The sequence below is a fragment of the Streptomyces sp. L-9-10 genome (genome assembly GCF_004151105.1).
Lineage (GTDB): Bacteria > Actinomycetota > Actinomycetes > Streptomycetales > Streptomycetaceae > Streptomyces.
Genome location: NZ_PHRF01000095.1, coordinates 550,149 through 571,812 on the forward strand (window position 1 = coordinate 550,149; position 21,664 = coordinate 571,812).

Sequence of the window (21,664 nt, forward strand, 5' to 3'; positions counted from 1 at the left end):
TCTCTCAGGTATGACCGACAGGTCGGGAACGGAGACGGGAGGGGAGCCGGAACGGATACGGAGCGGATACGGACCGGGGACGGGACGGAGACACGGCCGGGCAAGGTTTCCTCGTCCTCGCCGCGAGCGACGATAGAAAGTGGGGCTGCGCCCCGCCCGTACCGCACAGCTTGTCCCGCGCAGCCCGCACGGCTTGTCCCGCACAGCTGGTCCTGACCGATCGGAGAAACCCGTGTCGACAACGGAGAGTGCCATCGCCTCGGCGGAGGCGCACAGCGCGCACAACTACCACCCGCTGCCCATCGTGGTCGCCTCCGCGGACGGCGCGTGGATGACCGATGTCGAGGGGCGGCGCTACCTCGACATGCTCGCCGGGTACTCGGCGCTCAACTTCGGCCATGCCAACAGGAGGCTCATCGACGCCGCGAAGGCGCAGCTGGAGAGGGTGACGCTCACCTCCCGGGCGTTCCACCACGACCGGTTCGCCGACTTCTGTACGCGGCTGGCCGAGCTGTGCGGCATGGAGATGGTGCTGCCCATGAACACCGGCGCGGAGGCGGTGGAGACCGCCGTGAAGACCGCCAGGAAGTGGGGCTACCAGGTCAAGGGCGTGCCGGACGGCATGGCGAAGATCATCGTCGCGGCCAATAACTTCCACGGCCGTACGACCACGATCGTCAGCTTCTCGACGGACGCGGAGGCGCGGGCGGACTTCGGCCCGTACACGCCCGGCTTCGAGATCGTTCCGTTCGGGGACCTCACCGCGATGGACGCGGCGATGACCGAGAACACCGTGGCCGTGCTGCTGGAGCCGATCCAGGGCGAGGCCGGGGTGCTGATGCCGCCGGCGGGCTATCTCGCCGGGGTGCGGGAGCTGACCCGGCAGCGGAACGTGCTCTTCATCGCGGACGAGATCCAGTCGGGTCTGGGCCGGACGGGGAAGACCTTCGCCTGTGAGCACGAGGGCGTGGTGCCCGACATGTACGTCCTGGGCAAGGCGCTGGGCGGCGGGGTGGTGCCGGTGTCGGCGGTGGTGTCCTCGGCCGGGATCCTCGGCGTGTACCGCCCCGGCGAGCACGGCTCGACCTTCGGCGGCAATCCGCTCGCCTGCGCGGTGGCGCTGGAGGTCATCGCGATGCTGCGGACGGGCGAGTTCCAGCAGCGCGCGGCGGAGCTGGGCGACCATCTCCACCACGAACTGGGCGTGCTGGCGGGCGGCGGCGCCGTGGAGACGGTACGTGGCCGGGGTCTGTGGGCGGGGCTGGACATCGTGCCGTCCCACGGAACGGGCCGGGAGATCTCGGAGCGGCTGATGGACCGCGGCGTGCTGGTGAAGGACACGCACGGCTCCACGATCCGGCTCGCCCCGCCGCTGGTGATCAGCAAGGAGGACCTGGACTGGGGACTGGACCAGCTCAGGGCGGTGCTGGCCGACTAGGGCGTATCCGGTACGTACGTGGTGTCCGCCCGGGGCGTTCCCCGGGCGGACGACGCCACTTCGGACTTCCTCGTCTAGAGGATCACGTGCGGCAGGAAGCGGGCGTACTCGTCGGTGATCAGGCCCGCGGACTCGCGGATGCCGAGGCCCGCCGCCTCGTCCTCGACGACCCACGCGCCGAGCACCACGCGGTTGCCGTCGAAGTCGGGCAGCGGCGCCAACTCCTGGTAGCAGCACGGCTCGTCCCGTAGCACCGGGGGCGCCCCCGGCTCGTGGACGGTGACTCCGGCGCCTTCCCTGCCCAGGAGCGGCTTGGCCACATAGCCGCGGGACGCCGCCAGTTCGCGGGGGCCGTCGAGGTGGGAGGGCAGCAGGTTGGGGTGGCCGGGGTGGAGTTCCCAGAGGATCGCCAGGAGCGCCTTGTTGGAGAGGAGCATCTTCCAGGCGGGTTCGATCCAGCAGGTGGTGCCCGTACCGCCGCCGTTGTCCAGGGTGTCCTGGACATGCGGACCGAAGCGGTCGGTGGTCAGCCACTCCCAGGGGTAGAGCTTGAAGCAGCTGCGGATGAAGCGCAGCCGGTCGTCGACGAAGCGGCCCGACAGCCGGTCCCAGCCGATCTGTTCGACGGACAGCGCCTCCGTGTCCAGGCCCGCCTGCTGGGCGGTCTCGCGCAGATACGCGACCGTCATCAGGTCCTCGCCCAGTTCGTCGCCGTCGGAGTGCGCGAAGTGCACCGGGCCGGGCGGGAGGAGGCCGGACTGCCGTTTCCAGGCGGCGACCAGGCGTTCGTGCAGGGAGTTCCACTGGTCGGCGTGGGGGAAGCGGTCCTCCATCCAGAACCACTGGGCGCTCGCCGCCTCGACCAGTGAGGTGGGGGTGTCGGCGTTGTACTCCAGCATCTTGGCCGGGCCCGTGCCGTCGTAGTGCAGGTCGAACCGCCCGTAGATGGAGGGAAGTTCGGCGCGGCGCCGCCAGGACTCGGCGATCAGCGCGGCGAGCCGGGGGTCGGTGATGCCGAGGTCGGCGAAGCGGTCGTGCTCGACGATATGCGCGGCGGCGCCCAGACACAGCGCGTGCAGCTCTTCGACGACCTCTTCGAGGGCCTCGACCTCGGGCAGCGTGAAGGAGTAGTAGGCGCTCTCGTCCCAGTACGGCCGCAGCGAGTCGTCCGGGTAGCGAGTGAGCGGGTAGATGACGCCCTGTTCCTCGACGATCCGCTGCCAGTCGGGGCGGGGCTCCGTGGTGTGACGTTTCATCAGCGGAGCGCCCTGCCGGTCCTGAGCATCACCGTGCTGGTCCTGAGCGTCACCGTGCCGGTCCGGAGCATCACTCAGCCGCCGCCGGAGCCGGAGGAGGAGCAGCCGAAACCGCCCCGGTCGACGGCCGACTTGTCGAAGCTGCCGCCGTCGACCTTGCCCTTGCTGCTCTTACCGCCGTAGTAGTACGAGCCGCTGCCGCCGCTCTTGCACTCGGAGCTGGGCAGGGTCTGCCGGGTCGTCCGGTCGGCGCACCGTTTGTCCGGGTCCGAACCGCAGGACGTGATGGTGACGGCGAGGACCCCCATGCTCCCGAGCACGACCGTGCTCGACCTCAGCCTCCGTTGACGCGTAGCGGCCATGTGCCCGCCCCTTCCCCCGTTGTTGTGAACCACCATAGGTGGCCCCACCACCCTGCCGTAAAGGCGGCCGCGCGGTCTTTCCCGGACGCCGCCGGGGCCGGGCCTGTGCTGGGGCCGGCCTTGCCTCGGGCCGGCCTCTGCCCGGGGCCGGCCTCTGCCTCGGGCCGCTACCGTCCCGCGACGCGCCGGATCTCGCCCTCCGCGGGCAGCAGGTCCGTGATCATCTGCCAGACCCGCTTCGCGTCCGTCCGCACCAGCCGCACCGCGCTCTCGGGGCCGACCTGCCCCGGGGCGACCGGTTCTGCGGGCAGTTCACGGTGCCAGTAGCCCAGCGGGCCGCAGTCCCAGACGCCGAAGCCGCGGACCGCCACGCCGTCCTGGCCGCCGTCCCGGCCCCGCCAGGCCGCGGTCATCCGCCAGCTGGACCGCAGCTCGCCGATCATGTCGGCGAAGAGCGTGAGCGCGGGCTCGTCCAGAGTTCCGGCCGGTTCCGAAGTGCCGGCGGGCTCCGGAGTGCCGGCCGTCTCCCGGGCGGCGGCCGATTCCAGGGCGGCGCGGATGTGGTCCCGTTCCGCACCGCCGGACGCGGCGGCGGGGACGTCCGCCACGCTCCCGACCCCCGCTTCGAGCGTCGCCACGGTGGTCTCGACGACGGCGAGTCCCGCGTCGCGCACGGCCGCGGACTGCTGGAGGTTCACCATGCCCGCCATCGCCCAGACCAGCGTTTTCGGCTCGACCGTCGTGTACTCGGCCTCGCGCTCCCCGGGCCAGGACTGGTGGGCGACCACATGGTCCTCGCCGATGATCAGCCCGTGGTTCAGGGTGCCCTGACGGCCCGTGGCCTCCAGTGAGACGACCACGACGGGGTTGACGAGCGTCTTCAGCACGGGCAGCAGCAGGACGGACAGCTCACCGTCCTGGCCGAGCAGGCCGCACCGCCGCAGTTCGTCCCTGGCCGCGCTGTACTCGTCGGGCACGGGCCGGTCGGTCGCCAGTTCGGTGAGGACGATGACGTGCTCGTCGCTCAGCCGGAAACGGGGCCGGGTGATGTCGTACGAAGGCATGGCGGAACACTCGCTTCACTACTGGTTACTGGTGGTCGGACAGGCCGGGAAGGGGCGGATGGGTCGTCAGGGCTGCGGCGTTCCGGTGCCGTGTTCCGGTGCCGTGTTCCGGCGGAACACGCTCAGGACTGGCTTTCCGCGAAGAGCCGGGTGGACCGCGCGAAGGCGGCCCGTACGGCGCCGCCCCTGGTCAGCGGGGCCCGGTCCACACCGGCGAAGAGCGAGACGATCGCGATGTCCGCGGCGACGGCCCGGCCCGTCACCCGCACCACCAGCTTCTTGCTCGCGCCGATGCCGGACTGCTTGGCCGTGAGGGAGACGCCCGGGTCCTCGTTGTCGGCCTCCCGGCGCAGGACGTACTGCTTCCGGTTGACCGCCCACAGCCGGTAGTGGTCCCCGCCGTAACGGAAGTGCAGGGCGCGGGCCTTGTGCGTGAGCCCGAACCGGTTGCGCCGCAGGTACACCATCGCGTCGCCGACCCTGAGGGTGGACCGGTTGAGCGTCGGCAGGTCCGCCGCCTCGGTGTGGATGCCGCGGGTCTCGAACGTCGCGGTGGGGATGAGCGTGCCGCGCACCTCCGAGACCACGCTGCCCGGGGTCGTCTTCCTGGGCAGCGGGCAGGTCAGCACGATCTCGCCGAACTCCGGGGACGAGCCCCGGTAGCCCGCGCGCCGTTCGTGCGTGCGGCCCTCCTTCCAGAATTCCAGCGTGATCGGGGCGGTGGCGGTATGCATCGGTCTTCGGTCTCCTTCAGTCGAACGGGTTGAGGGCGCTGCCGAGCTTCTTCGCCCCACCGGCGATACCGTCCCCGATGTCGGACGCCTTGTCGCCGACCCAGTCCCCGGCCTTCTCGATTCCCTTGCCGATGGCCTCGTGGTTGTCCCAGATCAGGGCGCCCGCGTAGGCCGCGCCGGTGCCGACGGCCAGGCCGAGCGTCACCGGGTTGGGCGCGACGGTCAGAGCCGTCATCGAGGCGCTGAACGCGGTCCCGGTGAGGTCGGTCGCGAACTTCGACGGGTCGGCCTTGATCATGTCGGTGTCGTACGTCGCGAGGTTCGCGACGCCGTACGCCGTCGACGCGACACCGCCCACCACGCCCGCCCCGCGCAGCCAGCCGGCCGCCTTCGCGGCGTTCGCCAGGCCGCCCTGCGAGGCCACCCGGGCCAGGTTGGCCTCGGAGGCGGTCGGCATGAAGTAGGCGCCGTTGCGCATGAAGCCGCCGAACATGGCGGCCTCGTCCGATCCGGTCAGGGCCGTGATCATGCCCGGCGGGACACGGGTGAGCAGACTGCCGGGAGCCGCGCCCGCGAGCCGGGTGTTGACCATGCGGCTGAGGAAGGTGCCCGGGGCGTTGGGTATGTCCCCCTTCAACACCTTGACCAGCTTGTACGAGTACAGGCCGGCCGCGGTGAGGGCGCCCGTGAACGCGCCCACCGTGATCGCGCCGTTCGACACCTGCGACACCAGCTTCGCCAGCTCGGGATTGCCGGTGAGACGGGTCATGCCGTCGCGCTGCAAGCGCTTGATGTAGTCGTCGAGGGTCTCGTTGTCGCGCTTTTCGAGCCACGCGAGGTCGAGGCGGTCCTGCTTCTGCTTGTCGTCGGACGTCGCCACCTTGCCGGCGTCGCCGTTGAAGCCGGTGCCGGCCGTCGCGTCGTTCTTGTTGCCCTGGCCGTCCTTGACCACGGCCTCCAGGTCCTTCTTCAGGTCCGCGTCGGCGTCGTCGACCGCCTTGACGCACCCCTTGATGTACTCCGCCCAGGACTGCTCGCTCGCCCGGATGCTCGTGGCGTAGTCGGGGTCGTGCCGGGTCGCCGCGCGCTCGGCCTCGGTGAGCGACGCGTAGTCGAACGCGACGTTGCCCTGCTCCGAGACCTTCATACCGGCCTTGACCGCGTCCGCGCGGGCGTTCTCCAGCTGTTTCTTCAGCTCGGTGAACTGCTGGTGCGCGTTGCGCAGCAGGGTCGCGGTCGCCTTCGCCTGGGTCTGCGCGGCCTGGTACTCGTAGCGGGTCGCGGCGAAGTTGGTCTCCGCCCGGACGGAGCTGTCGCCGAGCCAGGTGCCGTCCATCGTGATCTTCTGCACGCTGTCGCGGTAGCGCTTCTCGACCTTGTGGAACTCGTCGGCCATCTCCTGCCACTTGTCGGCGGCGGTGTTCAGCCCACCGAAGTCGGTGGTCATGACATCGTGATACGTCAGCATGCTGGTTTTCCCCCGTGAGACGACGCGGACGCGTCACGCGGTCCGGACATCAGGAGTCCGTACATCAGGAGCCCGTACATCGGGCGTCCGGACATCAGGGCACGGCGTGACGGTACGTCGGTACATCAGAACGTCAATCAGTACTTCTCGAAGTTCGACGGGATGCCGCTGATGGTGCCGCGGCGGTCGACATCGGTCTGGGTGAGGATGGTCACCGTCGACCGCAGGGCGCCCTTCTCCGTGTTCAGCCGTCCCACGAGAGTCTTCACCTGGCTCTCCCAAGTGGTCTGCACCGTCTTCAGCCCGGTGGCGGTGGCCCAGCCGGAGAAGGCGCTGACCGCGGAGGTCATCGAGGTATCGGCCCAGTCGCCGGCCTTCTTGGTGTTCGGCTGGAGTTCCGTCTCGATGGTGTTCGCCGCCGCGCGCTTCTGGGCGGGCGTCGAGGCGAGGTTGGGGGCGCCGAGACCCGGCAGCGGTGCGGCGGGACGGTCCGCGTCGGGGACTCTGTTGAGCTGCATGGAGGCGGCGGTACCGCCCTGTGCCGGAGCCCAGCCCTGCTCGAATGCCATCCGTAACCCCCCGGTTTGCGGTGCCGCGATCAAGATTTCGCAGTGGGATTGTATAACTCCGGTCCTCGCGGGCCGCTTTCGGGGAACTGTCACGTCCGATACGCGAGTTACGAGAGGTACGGGAGTTTCAGCGGCTGAGGCTCGTGCGGCGTAGCTGGATGAGCCCGGCCTTGAAGCGCCCCCCGGAGCCGCGAGGACGGGGCTACTCCGGGCTCGCGTCCCTGCTACTTGGGGACAGATGGCGGGGCTCACGGGGTCGCTGTACGCCACGAGAGCGCTCAAGAAGTTGACGAGCAGCTGGATTCGAACGGTAGGGCGCGAGAAGAGAGGGGATCCTGGAGATCTGGCCGTCAATCCGCCCCGAGTGGATTCCCGGGTAGGCATCTAAAGCCCTATTCCATGAGGCACAAGCCGCCTCAAGGTGCCCCAATTCCAGTTGCCTTTCGGCCAGCATCGCACCGAACTTAATTTCCGATCTCTTACTGTCAGTGGTGTCCCGCAAGCGAAAGTGGTCGTGAAGGGACTCAACACTCCCCTTCACATCGCCCAGAGCGTGCCTGACTTCTGATGTGGCATACGCCAACGTTGCCGAGCTGAATCCCCCGAACGTTCCGAGTTGACTTTCCGCCTGATTTACAGCACGTTCTGCCTCGCGCAGACTGTTCAGTGCGTTTGCCTTTTCTCCTGCCAGTGCGTACGAGTGCGCTTGCTGCCCGGCGATAAAAGCTCGCATTCGGGGGCCGGACTCGGGGGATGCCTCTGCGGCCGCGTTCGCGAGTCGTGCCGCCGCTGTGCCGTGGCCCAGATTTGCGGCCTGTACCGACATGCCGCGCAGGACATGGCAATACGTCATGTGGTCTCCGCTGGCCCCGGCGAGCTCCAGACTCTTTACGTAATATTCCTGGGCTCGACCATGCGCCCCCTCATCCACCGCCATCCATCCGGTCAGATAGCAGAGAAAAGACGCGGCGGACATCATCGATTTACGGGTTTCGTCTGATGCGCTCGCTTTCAGATATGGGGCAACCGTGTTGACCAGGAAAGCGGCAGCCATGGGGCGCGCATAGCGCCCGCCGAATTCATCGTCAAGGTCCGACAACCGGTCGGTCATTGCCGTTACCGCCTGGACTTCCGAGTGTCCGATGCGTCGCTGTGGATCAGTTCTGAGGGCATCCATTCGCCCCACCACATCGGGCCAGCCCGGAATAGTGAGCGCCACAGAGAAAAGCCCTGCGCCGAGGACGGCTCGGCGGGACGGGTCCATGTCTTCCCTCCCCAAATCAAACAGCCCCTCCACGGTACCTACGGGCTGTTTCAACTGATCGGGTGACGAGGGAAAGCCTGCCTCACTGGACGTGACGGGCCGGTGAAGTCTCCTGGCCAAGGCTTCGAGGGCGAGCGGGCGGACTGCTTCTTTGGGCATGTGCCCCTGTAGCCACTGGTGGACCGACGCGGGTGTGTACTTGAGCGGCGTGCCCCGCTCGGTCCGGATGCGGTTGACCGCTTGGGCGAACTGACGCAGAGTCCATCCGCTCTCGCGGTAGAGCCGCTCCAGCCCGGCGTTCGGCTGTCGTGTCGTCATTGGCCCCAACTCCCGTGCCCTCGCCGCTTGACGCTCTTGATTTCCGGTCGCTTCCCCACGGTACCGCTGTGCGTAACGGAACGGTTGCCTAGTGCGAGCACGGCAACCACAGGGCCGTATACAGAAAGGGCAACCGATGGCGGACCGGACACTTCAACCAGGCAGCAGCGTTGCGGAGTTGGTCGCACAGGTCGATTTGAGCGGCTTCCACCGCCTACTGCCCGCCGAGCCTGCCCCGTATCCCGGTTGCCCCGTGTGTGCCGCGCTGGTCGGGCAACGCGCGGAAGCACGTTTCGGGCGCGGATCGCTGACGGTGTGGGAGTGCGACCGTGAGCTTCGGACGCACCCGCACCGGCGGTCGGGTGACTACACGTGAGGCGCACCCCCGTCGCTCCGCAGCGATACCAGGTCCGCCGACTTCCCGCGGCTTCCCCGAGCCTTGATGACCTGGTGGTCGGCATGGCCGTCTACGACTCAAGGTCTGAACTCGTCGCCGTGATCGACGCCTTCTACGGAGCGGTGGTCAAGCTGATCCGTCCTGCGGGCTTCACCTGGGAGTCGCGACGCGTATCGGTCCGACCTGCGACCGAGTACGAGAAGAACCAGCTCAGAGCACTGGAGAGACATCACCGGCAACAGCTTGCCCGTGACGAGCCGACATGACCACCTCACCGTGCGGCGGTATGGCGACCCTTCCCATGCCCACGGTCACGGTCGCTCGGATTCCCGCTGTGCTGCACGAATGCGCCGCCCTCGGCATCAGGTCCGTGAAGCTGTTCGCCGAGTCCGCCGGGCGGGACGCCACGGGGAAAATCTCACTCGAACCCGACGCGCTCATGTCTCGCGCCATCCACGCGTGCAAGGAAGCGGAACCGCACATTGCGGTCATGACGGAGACGTGCCTCTGCTCGTACACCACCGATGGAGTCTGCTACCTCACCGACCAGCACGGGCGGCCGGACGTTTCCGCAACGGTGCACGTAACAGCCTCACAGGCCGTGGTCCACGCGGAAGCGGGGGCGGACATCGTCGGGCCCGCGTCCATGCTGCTCGGCACAGTCGGGGCCGCCCGCCACGCGCTGGACGAGACGGGACACGAGGGAGTGTCCGTCATGCCTCACGTCATCTTCTGGTCGAGCCTGTACGACGGATTCCGGCTCACCATGGGGGCGACTCCCAAAGCAGGAACCAACCGGGAATTCCAGATCAACCCGTGCCCCGCTGACCAGTTCGTTGACACTGCCTTACGCATGGAGGCGGACGGAGCCGACATGATCCTTCTGGAGCCCGCGCAATTCACAACGGATGTGCTCGCCACACTCCGGACGCAGACACGAGCGCCGCTGTTCCCGTTCTCGGTCTCCGGTGAGTACAAGGCGCTTACCCGTGTGGACTCCGAGACGGGGCGGCGGGACGTGCGCCTGCTGATGGAACTCTTCACGATGTTGAAGCGCGCGGGGGCATCCGCGAGCATCACGTACGCGGCGCTCGATATCGCGCGCCGACTCAGCTAGCCGCGAGGGCGGCCCGTACCCCGTCAAGAATGGCACGCGCACCCTGGTCGATCAGATCGGCGGCCAGGGTCGCACCGAGCTTCTCCGGCTCGTCGGACGGACCGGTGAGCGCACCCGAAACACGCTGCTGACCGTCCAGTGACGTCACCTGTCCGAACAGCTTGAGAGCTCCGTCCGGCAGGGTCTCGGCATACGCACCCACAGGCACACTGCACCCGCCGTGCAATGCGGCGAGCAGAGCGCGCTCCGCCCGTACCTGACTGTCGACACCCACGTCGCCGACCGTGGACAGGAGCTCGCGCAGCGGGGCGGAATTCTCGTCGTTACGGACCTGAATCCCGAGTGCGCCTTGACCAGGGCTGGGCGGAAAGAGGTCGAGCGGCAACACTTCCGCGATCGCGTCATCCAGGCCGAGCCGGTGAAGCCCCGCCGCTGCGAGGACCACCGCGTCAAGCCCCATGGTCTCGATCTTCTTCAGGCGAGGCGGAACGTTGCCCCGGATCGGGATGATGTCGAGATCGGGCCGCACCGCGAGGAGCTGCGCGATCCGGCGAGGAGCGCCCGTTCCGACCTTCGCCCCCTTTCGGAGTCCGGCGAGGGTCGAACCGCACAGCGCATCCCTCACGTCCTCACGTCCCGGCGGTGGCACCAGCACGAGCCCGCGCGGGTTCGCCGTGGGAAGGTCTTTCAGCGAATGGACAATGACGTCCACGTCACCACGGCACAACGCCGCTTCCTGCTCGGTACTGAAAGCCGATCCGCCGCTGACCGCGGACACGCTCGACAAGAGCGACTTACGGTCCTTGTCGCCCCCTTCGAGGATCACCCGATGCGTGAAAGCAGTCTCTGGGAATCGCTCGCGCAGCGGGCGCAGATACTCCCGTACTTGCGCTTTGGCAAGGTTGCTCGCGCGCGAGCCGACGAGGTACTGAACCACGGTGACCAACTCCCCGAGCCTGACAACGTGTCATCAGGCTATGACTCCGTACAGCGTGCTCATACAGACACAGGGTCGGCATAGGCACGTGGGCGAGCGGCCGGAGTTGAACGGACTTCGCGCGCCACGCCCTTTACGGCGGCCCTTTACGGCGGCGACGGCGCGGCGGTTACTGCCCGGCGGTTACTGCGCCGTCCGGCTCACGGCAGCACACGGCACAGCGCGTCCAGCGCGCCCGTCCACGCGCTGTCCGGCGGGGTGGCGTAGCCGACCACCAGGGCGTCGCGCCCCGGCGGCGCCGAGGGGTGGGCGAAGCGGGACAGGCCCTCCACCGCGAGTCCCTGCCAGGCCGCGGCCTCGACCACCGAGCGTTCGGTGCCGGGCGGCAGTTCGAGGACGGCGTGCAGGCCGGCCGCGATCCCGGTCACGCTGATACCGGGCGCCCGGTCCGCCAGCGCCGCCACGAGCTGGTCGCGGCGGCGCCGGTAGCGCAGCCGCATGGAACGGACGTGACGGTCGTACGCGCCCGAGGCGATGAACTCCGCGAGCGTGAGCTGGTCCAGCGCGCTCGTCGCCCACTCGGCCTCGCCCTTCGCCGCCGCCACCTCTCCGACCAGCTCGTCGGGCAGCACCAGCCAGCCGAGCCGCAGCCCCGGCGCCAGGGACTTGCTCGCCGTGCCGAAGTACACGACCCGCTCGGGGTCGAGCCCTTGAAGGGCGCCGACGGGCTGGCGGTCGAACCTGAACTCCCCGTCGTAGTCGTCCTCCAGGATCAGCCCGCCCGTACCGCGTGCCCAGTCCACGGCCGCCGCGCGCCGGTCGGGGTGGAGCGCCACGCCGGTCGGGAACTGGTGCGCGGGCGTCAGCAGCACCGCGCCGACGCCACGGGCGCCCGCCGGATCCGGCGGGTCGGCCAGGTCCTCGGTGCGCGTGCCGAGCGCGTCCAGGGCGAGCGCGGGGGTCCGCAGCCCGGCTCCGGTCAGCAGGTCCCGGTGCATGTCGAGGCCGTACGACTCGGTGGCCACCGCCCGCACCCGGCGCGCGGTCAGGACCTTCCCGAGGAGCGTCAGCCCGTGGAGGAAGCCGGCGCAGACCACGATCCGCCCGGGGTCGGCGTACACACCGCGCGCCCGCGCCAGGTAGTCGGCGAGGACGGTACGCAGCTCGGTCCGGCCCCGCGGGTCGCCGTACCCGAAGGCTTCGTGCGGCGCGGCCGTCAGCGCGCGGCGGGCGGCCGTGAGCCACTGCGCCCGGGGGAACGAGGCGAGGTCGGGGGTGCCCGGCAGCAGGCTGTACGCGGGCCCGCGGCGGACCGGCCGCGTTCTGGGCGCGGCGGGCGCGGGTCTGCGGGGCGCGGCGCGCCTGGCCACCCGGGTCCCGGAGCCCTGCCGCGCGGTGAGCCAGCCCTCGGCGACCAGCTCGGCGTACGCGTCGGCGACGGTGTTGCGTGCGATGCCCAGGTCGGCGGCGAAGGAGCGGGAGGACGGCAGGCGGGTGCCGGGCGCGAGACGGCCCGTGCGGACGGCGTCGCGCAGGGCGTCCATGAGCCCTGCGCGCAGCCCGGAGCCGGGTCCGGAGCCGGGTCCGGAGCGTGATCCGGAACCGTGCAGCTCCAGATGCAGATCGACACCGGCGATCCGCGCATTGGCCCAGGAATACGTCATGGAAGTGGACCATACCGGTGTGCCACTGGGCGCGTAGCGTCGTACTCATGACGACGACAGACATGACAGACACGACGACGACAGGCACGGCGACGACGGGCGCGGCGAACGAGCCCACGGGAGCCGAGGGGGCCAAGGGATACGCCCCGGAGCACAGCCCCCGCCTGGACATGGCCAAGCTCGCCCCCGAGGTCTACAAGGCCATGGTCCGGCTGGACGCGGCGGCCCGGCGGGGCGTCGATCCGACCCTGCTCGAACTGGTCAAGATCCGTGCCTCCCAGCTCAACCACTGCGCGTTCTGCCTCGACATGCACTCGAAGGACGCGCTGGCGGCCGGCGAGTCGGTGGAGCGGATCATTCAGCTCAGCGCCTGGGAGGAGTCGCGGCACTTCTACACGCCGAAGGAGATCGCGGCGATCGAGCTGACCGAGGCGGTCACCGTGCTGACCGACGGTTTCGTGCCGGACGAGGTGTACGAGAAGGCCGCGGCCCACTTCGACGAGACCGAGCTGGCCCATCTGATCTCCGCGATCACGGTGATCAACGCCTGGAACCGGTTCGGGGTGACCACCCGGATGGCCCCGGGCCACTACACGCCCGGCCAGTTCAAGCACTGATGACTGCCGTGGCCTTCCGCGCCCTGCACCACGGCCGCGCCGCCGCCGACCCGCTGGTCCTGCCGGGCCCGTGGGACGCGGCCAGCGCCCGCGTCTTCGCCGACGCGGGCTTCCCCGCCCTCGCCACGCCGAGCGCGGGGGTCGCGGCCTCGCTCGGTTACGAGGACGGCGCGACCCCGCCCGACGAGATGTTCGCCGCGATCACGCGCATCGCCCGCGCCGTCTCCGTACCCGTATCGGCGGACGTGGAGGACGGCTACGGCCTCTCCCCCCGCGAACTGACCGGCCGCCTGCTGGACGCGGGCGCGGTCGGCTGCAATCTGGAGGACTCCTCGGACGGTGCCCTCAAGGACCCGCACCGGCACGCGGACTGGCTGGCGGAGGTACGGGCCGCGGCGGGCGACGCCCTCTTCATCAACGCGCGCGTCGACACCTTCATCCGGGGTGTCGACGACCCGGCGGAGGCGGTGGCGCGGGCCCGTCTCTATGTGGCGGCGGGCGCGGACTGCGTCTACCCGATCGCCGCGCCACCCGGGAAACTGCCCGCGCTCCGGGCGGGCATCGAGGGCCCGCTCAACACCATCGCCCTCCCGACGGGCCCGCCCCCGGCCGAGCTGGGCCGACTGGGCGCGACCCGCGTCACCTTCGGCCCGCTCCTGCAACGACGCGCGACGGCGGCGCTCAGGGAGATCACGGACCACCTCCCCCGCCCGGCCGCCTGAGACGCCGGACTGAGCCCCGGCGCCCGCCCCCGGCAGCCGGACCGGGTTGCCGGTATATGGGCGGGCGCGCCCGACGACATGCCGGTCCGTCGTCGGGCCACCAGTCCCGCTACTTCTTCGTGAGCCACTTCTTCCAGGTCGGGCCATTCGTCGCGACCCACTTCGCGGCCGCTTCCTCCGGGGACAGCTTCTGCTCCGCGATCATCAGGGCGACCTCGTTCTGCTGCTCGGTCGTCCAGGTGAAGTTCTCCAGGAACCGTGCCGCGCTTCCGCCCTTCTTCGCGAAGTCCGCGTTGAGGAACTTCTGGAGCGGGGTGTGCGGGTAGGCGCAGGCGACCTTCTCGGGGTCGGCGTCGCAGCCCTCCTTGTACGCCGGGAGCTTCACCTCCGTCATCGGCACCTTCTGGAACAGCCACTGCGGCTTGTACCAGTAGGTGAGGAAGGGCTTCTTCTCCTTGGCGAACTGCTTGATCTGGGTGATCTGCGCCGCCTCCGAGCCCGCGAAGACGACCTGGTAGTCCAGATCCAGGTTGTTCACCAGCGCCTTGTCGTTGGTGACGTACGACGGTGAGCCGTCGAGCAGTTGGCCCTTGCCGCCGCTCTCCGCGGTGCGGAGCTGGGAGGCGTACTTGTCGAGGTTGCGCCAGTCCGTGACGTCCGGGTGCCGCTCGGCGAAGTACGTCGGTACGAACCAGCCGATGTGGCCGGTGACCCCGAGGCCGCCGCCCGGCGCGATCGTCTTCTTCTCGTCGACGTACCGCGCTTCCTGATCCGGGTGGCCCCAGTCCTCCAGGATCGCGTCGACCCGGCCCTGGCTGAGGGCGTCCCAGGCGGGGACCTCGTCGATCTGGACGGTGTCCACGCGGTAGCCCAGTTCGTGTTCGAGCAGATACGACGCCACGGCCACATTGGCCTGCGCGCCGACCCAGGACTGCACGGAGAGGGTGACGGTCTTCGCGCCCTGCGCGTTGGCGTACGGGGACGCCTGCTTGGTCATGTCGGCCGCGCCGCAGCCGGTGACCGCGAGCAGGGCGCCCGCCGAGGCGAGGGCCAGAGCGGCGTGTGTACGGGTACGGGCCATGTCAGGCCGCCTTCCTGGTCCGGCCGGTACGGCGTGGCGTACCGGCCTGCGCACGGCGCTCCGTGGGCTGGGTCACCCGGTCGAGCATCAGACCGAGACAGACGATGGCCGCGCCCGCGACCAGCCCGGTCGCCAAGTCGCCCTGGGCGAGCCCGAACACGACGTCGTACCCGAGCGCCCCGCCGCCCACCAGACCGCCGATGATGACGACGGCGAGCACCAGGACGACGCCCTGGTTGAGCGCGAGGCGCAGCGCGGGCCCCGCGAGCGGCAGTTGGACCTGGCGCAGCTGCTGACCGCCGGTGGCGCCGAGCGAGCGTGCCGACTCCATGGCGGCGGGGTCGACCTGGCGCAGGCCCTGGGTGGTGATACGGACGACCGCCGGCAGCGCGTACACGACGGCGGCGGCGACCGCGGGCGCGCGCCCGACGCCGAAGAGCGCGACCACCGGGATCAGGTACACGAACTGCGGCAGGGTCTGGAAGACGTCCAGTACGGGCCTGAGCAGCGCTTCCACCCGTGAGCTGCGGGCGGCCGTGATGCCCGCGGCGAAACCGATGACGAGGGTGACGGCGACGGCCGCCAGCACCTGCGAGAGCGTGTCCAGCGACGGCTTCCACACTCCGAGGACGCCGATCGCGGCCATGGCGAGTACGGCGGTCAGCGCGGTCTGCCAGGTGCCGATCAGCAGCGCGAGGGCGGCGACGAGCAGCAGCACCGCCCACCAGGGCAGGGCCTGGAGGCCGCCGCGCAGCGGGTCGAGCACCCAGGTGGTGAAGTGACCGGCCCAGTCGGCGGTGCCGCCGATGACGGGGACTCCGGAGTACAGATGGGCGGTCATCCAGTCGACGGCCCGGTTGACGGGCTCGGCGATGTTGACGGTCCAGGTCTCGGGCCAGTCGAGCCGGTCCGCGAGACGTCCGGCGATCGCCACGAGGACGGTCGCCAGGGCCGCGAGGGCCCAGCCGAGCCGGCCGCCCATGCCGCGGTCTCCCGCACCGGGACCGGCGCTCGACCCGGCCCCCGTACCGGAACCGGCCGTACCGGTACTCGCCGTACCGGAACCCGCCGCCGCCGTCGTACGGTCCAGGACCACCGCCAGCAGGACGATCGGCAGCCCCGCCGCCAGCGCCGCGCCCACATCGACCGAGGCCAGCGCCTGGTACACGCGGTCGCCGAGTCCCCCGGCGCCGATCACGGACGCGATCACGGCCATCGAGAGCGCCATCATGATCGTCTGGTTGAGGCCGAGCAGCAGTTGCTTGCGGGCGAGCGGCAGCCGGGCGGTCAGCAGCCGCTGCCGGGCGGTCGCACCGAGCGAGGCGACGGCCTCCATCACCCCGCGGTCGGCCTCGCGCAGTCCGAGCGCGGTCAGCCTGGCCATCGGCGGAGCCGCGTAGACGACGGTCGCGAGGACCGCCGCCGGCACGCCGATGCCGAAGACCAGCACCACGGGCAGCAGATACGCGAAGGCGGGCAGGACCTGCATCGTGTCGAGCAGCGGGCGCAGCGCCCGGTACAGCCGGTCGGAGAGCCCGGCGGCGAGGCCGAGCAGGGCGCCCAGCACCACGGACGCGGTGACGGCGACCACCATGAGAGCAAGCGTCTGCATGGTGGGCACCCACATACCGAGCACGCCACAGACGGCGAACGACACGGCGGCGGTGAGGGCGAGTCGTACACCCGCGACCCGCCAGGCGATCAGCCCGGCCGCCGCGGTGACCCCGGCCCAGCCGGCCGCGAGCAGCAGCAGATACACGCCGCGCACGGCGAGCACGACCGCGTTGCTGATGTGCCCGAAGAAGTAGAGGAAGAGCGGGTGGCTGTCGCGGTTGTCGATGATCCAGTCGCTGGCGCCGCCGAGCGGGGCCGACAGATCCACGGTCAGCGCGGCGGGCCAGGCGGTGCCCGGCCAGCGGGTGAGGGCCAGGGGTACGAGGACCGCCGCGAACACGGCGAGCGGCAGCAGTCTGGTGAGCGCGCGGCCGAAGGGCGAGGAGAGCACGGCGGACGGGCCCCCGCGCTCGACGGGCGCGGTGGTCGCGGCGGTCATCGGAGCGCCGCCTTTCCGGCCTCCGCCCTCGCTCCGGGAGATCCGGGTGATCCTTGGGCTCCGAGTGATCCGGGGGCTCCGGGCCGCGCCCCTGACGCTCCTGAACCCGCAGGCCCCGCGCCCCCCGTTTCCGCGCTTCCGCCCGTTTCCGTCGTACCCGCCACCACGTTCAGCAGGCGCTCGCGGTCGACGACACCGAGCAGCCTGCCCCCGTCGACCACCCGCGCCGCCGCGTCCCCGGAGCGCGCCACGGCCTCGATCGCCTCGGAGACGGTGGCGGTCGGCGCCAGCGCGGGCCCGGAGTCGGCGTCGCCCGCCAGCGGGCGCCGCATGGCGGCCCCGACGGTGATGACCTGCTCGCGCGGTACGTCACGGACGAAGTCCCGTACGTACGCGTCGGCCGGCCGGCCCACGATCTCCTCCGGCGTGCCCAGCTGTACGACACGGCCGTCACGCATCAGCGCGATCCGGTCGCCGAGACGCAGCGCCTCGGTCAGATCGTGCGTGATGAAGACCATCGTGCGGTGCTCCTCGTGGTGCAGCCGGATGACCTCCTCCTGCATGTCACGGCGGATCAGCGGGTCGAGCGCGCTGAACGGCTCGTCGAAGAGCAGTACCTGGGGGTCCACGGCGAGCGCGCGGGCCAGCCCGACGCGCTGCTGCTGACCGCCGGAGAGCTGGCCGGGACGGCGGTCCTCCATCCCGTCGAGGCCGACCTTGCCGATGACCTCGGCGGCCTTCTCTCGGCGCTGGGTCCGGCCCATGCCCTGGATCTCCAGGCCGTACGCGACGTTGTCGAGGACCGAGCGGTGCGGCAGCAGCCCGAAGTGCTGGAAGACCATCGCGGCACGGTGGCGCCGGAGTTCGCGCAGCCGGGCCCTGTCCATCGACAGCACGTCCTCGCCGTCGATGGCGACCGCGCCGGCCGTCGGCTCGATGAGCCGCGTCAGACAGCGGACGAGCGTGGACTTGCCGGAGCCCGACAGCCCCATGACGACGAACACCTCGCCCTTGCGGACGTCGAAGGAGACGTCGCGTACGGCGGCGGTGCAGCCGGTACGTTCACGCAGCTCGGCGGCGGAGAGCGAGGCGAGTTCCGGGTCGCCGGGCACCCGCTCGGCCTTGGGGCCGAAGACCTTCCAGAGGTCGCGTACGGCGAAGACCGGCGGCCGTTCCGACACCTCGCTCTCCGTACCGGGCGGGGTGAGGTCCTTGCCCGCCAGGTCGTCTCCGTGTGCCGTCTCCGCCGCTGTCGCCGCGTCGCTCATCGGCTGCGCGTCGCTCGTCGGTTGCGCGTCGCTCATCGGTTGCGCGTCGCTCATCGCTTCGGGCCCTTCTGGTCGTCATGAGCCTCGTCGCGGCCCTCGGTCAGCAGCTGGGCGCACTTCTCGCCGACCATCAGGACCCCGATCATGGGATTCACCGCCGGCATCGTCGGGAAGACGGACGCGTCGGCGATACGGATGGCCTCCAGCCCCCGGATTCTCAAGTCGGGTGCCACCACGGCCTGTTCATCGCCGACGGCGCCCATCCGGCAGGTGCCCGCCGGGTGGTACACCGTGTGCGCGCACTTACGGGCGTACTCGCTCAGCTCCTCGTCGGAGGTGACCTCGGGCCCCGGACAGACCTCCCGCTTCAGCCAGCCCGCCAGCGGCTCGGCGGCGGCGACCCGGCGCGCGATCCTGATGCCGTCGACGAGGGTCCGGCCGTCGTAGTCGTCCTCGTCGGTGAAGTAGCGGAAGTCCAGGGCCGGTTTGACCTCCGGATCCGCGCTCGTGAGGTAGAGCCGGCCGCGGCTGCGCGGCTTGGGGATGTTCGGGGTCATCGACACGCCGTGCGCGGGGCGCTCGTACCCGAGCCGCTCCGGATTGTCCGTGAACGGGATCTGGTAGAAGTGGAACATCAGGTCGGGCCCCTCGGCCGCCGGATCGCGCCGGACGAACAGCCCCGCGTCGGAGTCCATCGCCGAGTTCTCGGGGATCGGCCCGTCGGTCTCCCAGACGATCACCGACTCGGGGTGGTCGAGGAGGTTCTCCCCGACGCCCGGCAGATCGTGGACGACGGGGATGCCGAGCTTCTCCAGGTCGGCGCGCGGCCCGATGCCGGAGTGCAGCAGCAGCCGAGGGGTGTCCACGGCCCCCGCGCAGACGAGGACCTCACGCCGGGCCTCGATCAGCCGCTCCTCGCCGTCCGCCGTCCGTACGCGCACACCCCGCGCGCGCGTGCCCGCCAGCTCCAGCCGGAACGCCCAGGTCTCCAGCAGCAGACGGAGGTTCGGCCGGCCGAGGAAGGGGTGCAGATACGCGACGGACGCGGACGACCGCTTGTTGTTCTCCGGGTGGTACGCGAGGTCGAAGAAGCCGGCGCCTTCGTGGAAGGGCTTCTTGTTGAAGCCCTCGACGCGCGGAACGTCCAGCGCCGCGCGTGCCGCGTCCACGAAGTCACGGGCGATGGGGTTACGGTCCCGCTCGTCCACCGGCACGATGTTGTTCCGCAGCCGGTTGAAGTACGGGTCCATCGCGGCGGAGTCCCAGCCCTCGGCCCCGGCCGCCGCCCACTCGTCCCAGTCGGACGGCAGCGGCTTGAAGGCGATGAGCGTGTTGTGCGAGGAGCAGCCGCCCAGCACCCGGGCCCTGCTGTGCCGGATGTGCGAGTTGCCGCGCGGCTGTTCGGTCGTCGGGTAGTCGTAGTCCAGCTCACCGCCGAGCAGTCCCATCCAGCGCCGCAGCGTCAGCACGTCCTGGCGGTCGACGTCGGAGGGGCCGCCCTCGATGACGGCGACGGTGATGCCCGGGTCCTCGGTGAGGCGGGAGGCGATCACCGATCCGGCGGTGCCGCCGCCGACGACGACGTAGTCGTACACGTCGTCGTGCGCCTCGTCGTTCACGGCATCGTGTACGGACTCGGACTCGGACTCGGGCTTCGGGTCAGGGGCGACCGTTGATCCCATGGCTGGATCTGCTCCTCTGCTTGCGGTGGTGCGGGGCTCTCCGTGAGCGGCGCGGGACTGCCGGGCTGTCCGGCTGTCAGCCCGCGAACCAGCGGACCGGGCGCGGCGCCAGGTTCTGGTAGATGTGCTTGGCCTCGCGGTACTCGGCGAGCCCCGCCGGCCCCAGCTCCCGTCCGATGCCGGACTTGCCGAAGCCGCCCCACTCCGCCTGCGGCAGATACGGGTGGAAGTCGTTGATCCAGACCGTGCCGTGCCGCAGCCGTCCCGCCACGCGCCGCGCGCGCCCCGGGTCCGCGCTCCAGACGCCGCCCGCGAGCCCGTACTCGGTGTCGTTGGCGAGGGCCACGGCCTCGTCCTCCGTACGGAAGGTCTCCACCGTCAGCACGGGCCCGAAGACCTCTTCCCGTACGACCCGCATCTCCCGGTGGCACTGGTCGAGCACGGTCGGCTCGTAGAAGTAGCCCTCGGCGGGCCGGACGTCCGACGGCTCCGGCCGCTTGCCGCCGGAGCGCAGCACGGCTCCCTCGCCCAGCGCGGAGGCGACGTACTCCTCGGTCTTCGCCAGCTGCCGCGCGGAGACGAGCGGTCCGCACTCCACGCCCTGCTCCGTACCGCGTCCGAGCCGGATCCGCGCGGCGCGGCGGGCGAGTTCGCCGACGAAGCGCTCGCGTACGGACTCCTCGATGATCAGCCGCGCACCGGCGGAGCAGACCTGGCCGCTGTGGATGAACGCGGCGTTCAGCGCCTGGTCGACGGCGGTGTCGAACCCCTCGTCGGTGGCGCAGGCGTCCGCGAAGACGACGTTCGGGTTCTTGCCGCCGAGTTCGAGGGCGACCTTCTTCACGCCGGGCGCGGCGGCGCGCATGACCTGCGTACCGCTGCTGAGCCCGCCGGTGAACGAGACGAGGTCCACGTCCGGGTGTTCGGACATCCGGGCGCCCACCGGATCGCCCGCGCCGGTCACCAGATTGGCGACGCCGGGCGGCAGGCCCGCCTCGGCGAGCAGGTCGATGAGGTCGACCGTGGTGAGCGGGGTCAGCTCGCTCGGTTTGACGACGAAGGTGTTGCCCGCGGCGAGGGCCGGGGCGATCTTCCAGCTCGCTTGCAGCAGCGGGTAGTTCCAGGGGGTGATCAGCGCGCAGACGCCGACGGGTTCGTGGACGACCACGCTGTGGACGGTGTCCGAGCCGGCGTCGACGACCCGGCCGCCGCTCTCGTTCATCACGAGATCCGCGAAGTAGCGGAAGGCGTCGGCGACGCAGTCGACGTCGACGCGCCCCTCCTCCAGCGTCTTGCCCGCGTCCCTGCTCTCCAGCAGCGCTATCTTCTCGCGGTTGCGGATCAGCAGATCGGCGGTCGTCCGCAGCAGCCGGGCCCGCTCGGCGACCGGGGTACGGGGCCACGGGCCCTCGTCGAAGGCCGTGCGCGCGGCGGCGATCGCGGCGTCGGCATCCTGGGCGCCGCCCTCGGACACGACGGCGAGGACCGTCCCGTCGGCGGGGTCGAGGATGTCTCGTGTGGCGCCGGAGGCGGATTCACGCCACTTTCCGTCCACATGAATCGTCTGTTGTGCCGACACGTCGTGTATCGCCTTCCATCCCGGAGCATTCACCACCAGCAAGAACTGGCGATCCGGGCGCCTGCCCCGAGGCG

Annotated in this window: 19 protein-coding genes; 5 read left to right on the forward strand and 14 right to left on the reverse strand. The window is 70.4% G+C overall.

The window, feature by feature from the left end:
• Positions 1 to 232 precede the first annotated feature (232 nt).
• A complete protein-coding gene (gene rocD / locus CU044_RS23910) occupies positions 233 to 1,438 on the forward strand; it encodes an ornithine--oxo-acid transaminase (protein ID WP_129770760.1) in 1,206 nt (401 codons plus the stop codon).
• Positions 1,439 to 1,512: 74 nt separating this feature from the next.
• On the opposite strand, the gene CU044_RS23915 is transcribed toward rocD, so the two are convergent.
• The 7 genes from CU044_RS23915 to CU044_RS23945 all read right to left on the reverse strand — a co-directional run bounded on the left by CU044_RS23915 (position 1,513) and on the right by CU044_RS23945 (position 8,473).
• Positions 1,513 to 2,694: a glutathionylspermidine synthase family protein gene (locus CU044_RS23915; RefSeq protein WP_129770761.1), complete on the reverse strand. Its 1,182-nt coding sequence runs from the start codon at positions 2,692 to 2,694 to the stop codon at positions 1,513 to 1,515.
• 74 nt (positions 2,695 to 2,768) lie between these two features.
• Positions 2,769 to 3,056: a hypothetical protein gene (locus CU044_RS23920; protein WP_129770762.1), complete on the reverse strand. Its 288-nt coding sequence runs from the start codon at positions 3,054 to 3,056 to the stop codon at positions 2,769 to 2,771.
• Positions 3,057 to 3,223: 167 nt separating this feature from the next.
• A complete protein-coding gene (locus CU044_RS23925) occupies positions 3,224 to 4,120 on the reverse strand; it encodes a histidine kinase (protein WP_129770763.1) in 897 nt (298 codons plus the stop codon).
• Between the two features lie 122 nt (positions 4,121 to 4,242).
• The gene (locus CU044_RS23930) at positions 4,243 to 4,854 is read right to left on the reverse strand and encodes a hypothetical protein (protein WP_129770764.1); all 612 of its coding nucleotides are present in this window, start codon (positions 4,852 to 4,854) and stop codon (positions 4,243 to 4,245) included.
• A gap of 16 nt (positions 4,855 to 4,870) precedes the next feature.
• On the reverse strand, positions 4,871 to 6,301 hold the full coding sequence (locus tag CU044_RS23935) for a hypothetical protein (protein WP_240045797.1): 1,431 nt from the start codon (positions 6,299 to 6,301) through the stop codon (positions 4,871 to 4,873).
• A gap of 158 nt (positions 6,302 to 6,459) precedes the next feature.
• Entirely contained in the window at positions 6,460 to 6,891 is a 432-nt protein-coding gene (locus tag CU044_RS23940) for a hypothetical protein (protein ID WP_129770766.1), read from the reverse strand.
• Positions 6,892 to 7,093: 202 nt separating this feature from the next.
• Positions 7,094 to 8,473 carry a tetratricopeptide repeat protein gene (locus CU044_RS23945; protein WP_129770767.1) on the reverse strand — a complete coding sequence of 460 codons (1,380 nt, stop codon included), beginning with the start codon at positions 8,471 to 8,473 and terminating at the stop codon, positions 7,094 to 7,096.
• 459 nt (positions 8,474 to 8,932) lie between these two features.
• Here CU044_RS23945 and CU044_RS23950 point away from each other — a divergent pair, with 459 nt between their 5' ends.
• Positions 8,933 to 9,136: a hypothetical protein gene (locus tag CU044_RS23950; RefSeq protein ID WP_240045798.1), complete on the forward strand. Its 204-nt coding sequence runs from the start codon at positions 8,933 to 8,935 to the stop codon at positions 9,134 to 9,136.
• 104 nt (positions 9,137 to 9,240) lie between these two features.
• Positions 9,241 to 9,987 (forward strand): hypothetical protein, encoded by a 747-nt coding sequence (locus CU044_RS23955; RefSeq protein WP_345790150.1) that lies wholly within the window; start codon positions 9,241 to 9,243, stop codon positions 9,985 to 9,987.
• Here CU044_RS23955 and hemC read toward each other — a convergent pair.
• Together hemC and CU044_RS23965 are read right to left on the reverse strand one after the other, a co-directional pair.
• Complete coding sequence (hemC, locus tag CU044_RS23960) at positions 9,980 to 10,924, reverse strand: hydroxymethylbilane synthase (protein ID WP_129770769.1); 945 nt, start codon at positions 10,922 to 10,924, stop codon at positions 9,980 to 9,982. The genes CU044_RS23955 and hemC overlap by 8 nt on opposite strands.
• 200 nt (positions 10,925 to 11,124) lie before the next feature.
• The gene (locus CU044_RS23965; protein WP_129770770.1) at positions 11,125 to 12,588 is read right to left on the reverse strand and encodes a PLP-dependent aminotransferase family protein; all 1,464 of its coding nucleotides are present in this window, start codon (positions 12,586 to 12,588) and stop codon (positions 11,125 to 11,127) included.
• Positions 12,589 to 12,758: 170 nt separating this feature from the next.
• Between CU044_RS23965 and CU044_RS23970 the strand changes: the two genes are divergently transcribed.
• Both CU044_RS23970 and CU044_RS23975 read left to right on the forward strand, forming a co-directional pair.
• Positions 12,759 to 13,205, forward strand: coding sequence for a carboxymuconolactone decarboxylase family protein (locus tag CU044_RS23970; protein ID WP_240045821.1), 447 nt, complete (start codon positions 12,759 to 12,761; stop codon positions 13,203 to 13,205).
• Positions 13,205 to 13,927: an isocitrate lyase/phosphoenolpyruvate mutase family protein gene (locus CU044_RS23975; RefSeq protein WP_129770771.1), complete on the forward strand. Its 723-nt coding sequence runs from the start codon at positions 13,205 to 13,207 to the stop codon at positions 13,925 to 13,927. Before CU044_RS23970 ends, CU044_RS23975 begins: the two co-directional genes overlap by 1 nt.
• Before the next feature lie 109 nt (positions 13,928 to 14,036).
• On the opposite strand, the gene CU044_RS23980 is transcribed toward CU044_RS23975, so the two are convergent.
• From CU044_RS23980 to CU044_RS24000, 5 genes are all read right to left on the reverse strand, one after another.
• Positions 14,037 to 15,008, reverse strand: coding sequence for an ABC transporter substrate-binding protein (locus tag CU044_RS23980; RefSeq protein ID WP_129770772.1), 972 nt, complete (start codon positions 15,006 to 15,008; stop codon positions 14,037 to 14,039).
• Between the two features lies 1 nt (position 15,009).
• Complete coding sequence (locus tag CU044_RS23985) at positions 15,010 to 17,061, reverse strand: ABC transporter permease subunit (RefSeq protein ID WP_129770773.1); 2,052 nt, start codon at positions 17,059 to 17,061, stop codon at positions 15,010 to 15,012.
• The gene (locus CU044_RS23990) at positions 17,058 to 18,383 is read right to left on the reverse strand and encodes a betaine/proline/choline family ABC transporter ATP-binding protein (RefSeq protein ID WP_193564051.1); all 1,326 of its coding nucleotides are present in this window, start codon (positions 18,381 to 18,383) and stop codon (positions 17,058 to 17,060) included. The genes CU044_RS23985 and CU044_RS23990 overlap by 4 nt, the downstream gene beginning before the upstream one ends.
• Positions 18,380 to 19,948 (reverse strand): GMC oxidoreductase, encoded by a 1,569-nt coding sequence (locus CU044_RS23995; RefSeq protein WP_129770933.1) that lies wholly within the window; start codon positions 19,946 to 19,948, stop codon positions 18,380 to 18,382. The genes CU044_RS23990 and CU044_RS23995 overlap by 4 nt, the downstream gene beginning before the upstream one ends.
• 139 nt (positions 19,949 to 20,087) lie before the next feature.
• Positions 20,088 to 21,590: an aldehyde dehydrogenase family protein gene (locus CU044_RS24000; RefSeq protein ID WP_129770774.1), complete on the reverse strand. Its 1,503-nt coding sequence runs from the start codon at positions 21,588 to 21,590 to the stop codon at positions 20,088 to 20,090.
• Between the last annotated feature and the right edge of the window lie 74 nt (positions 21,591 to 21,664).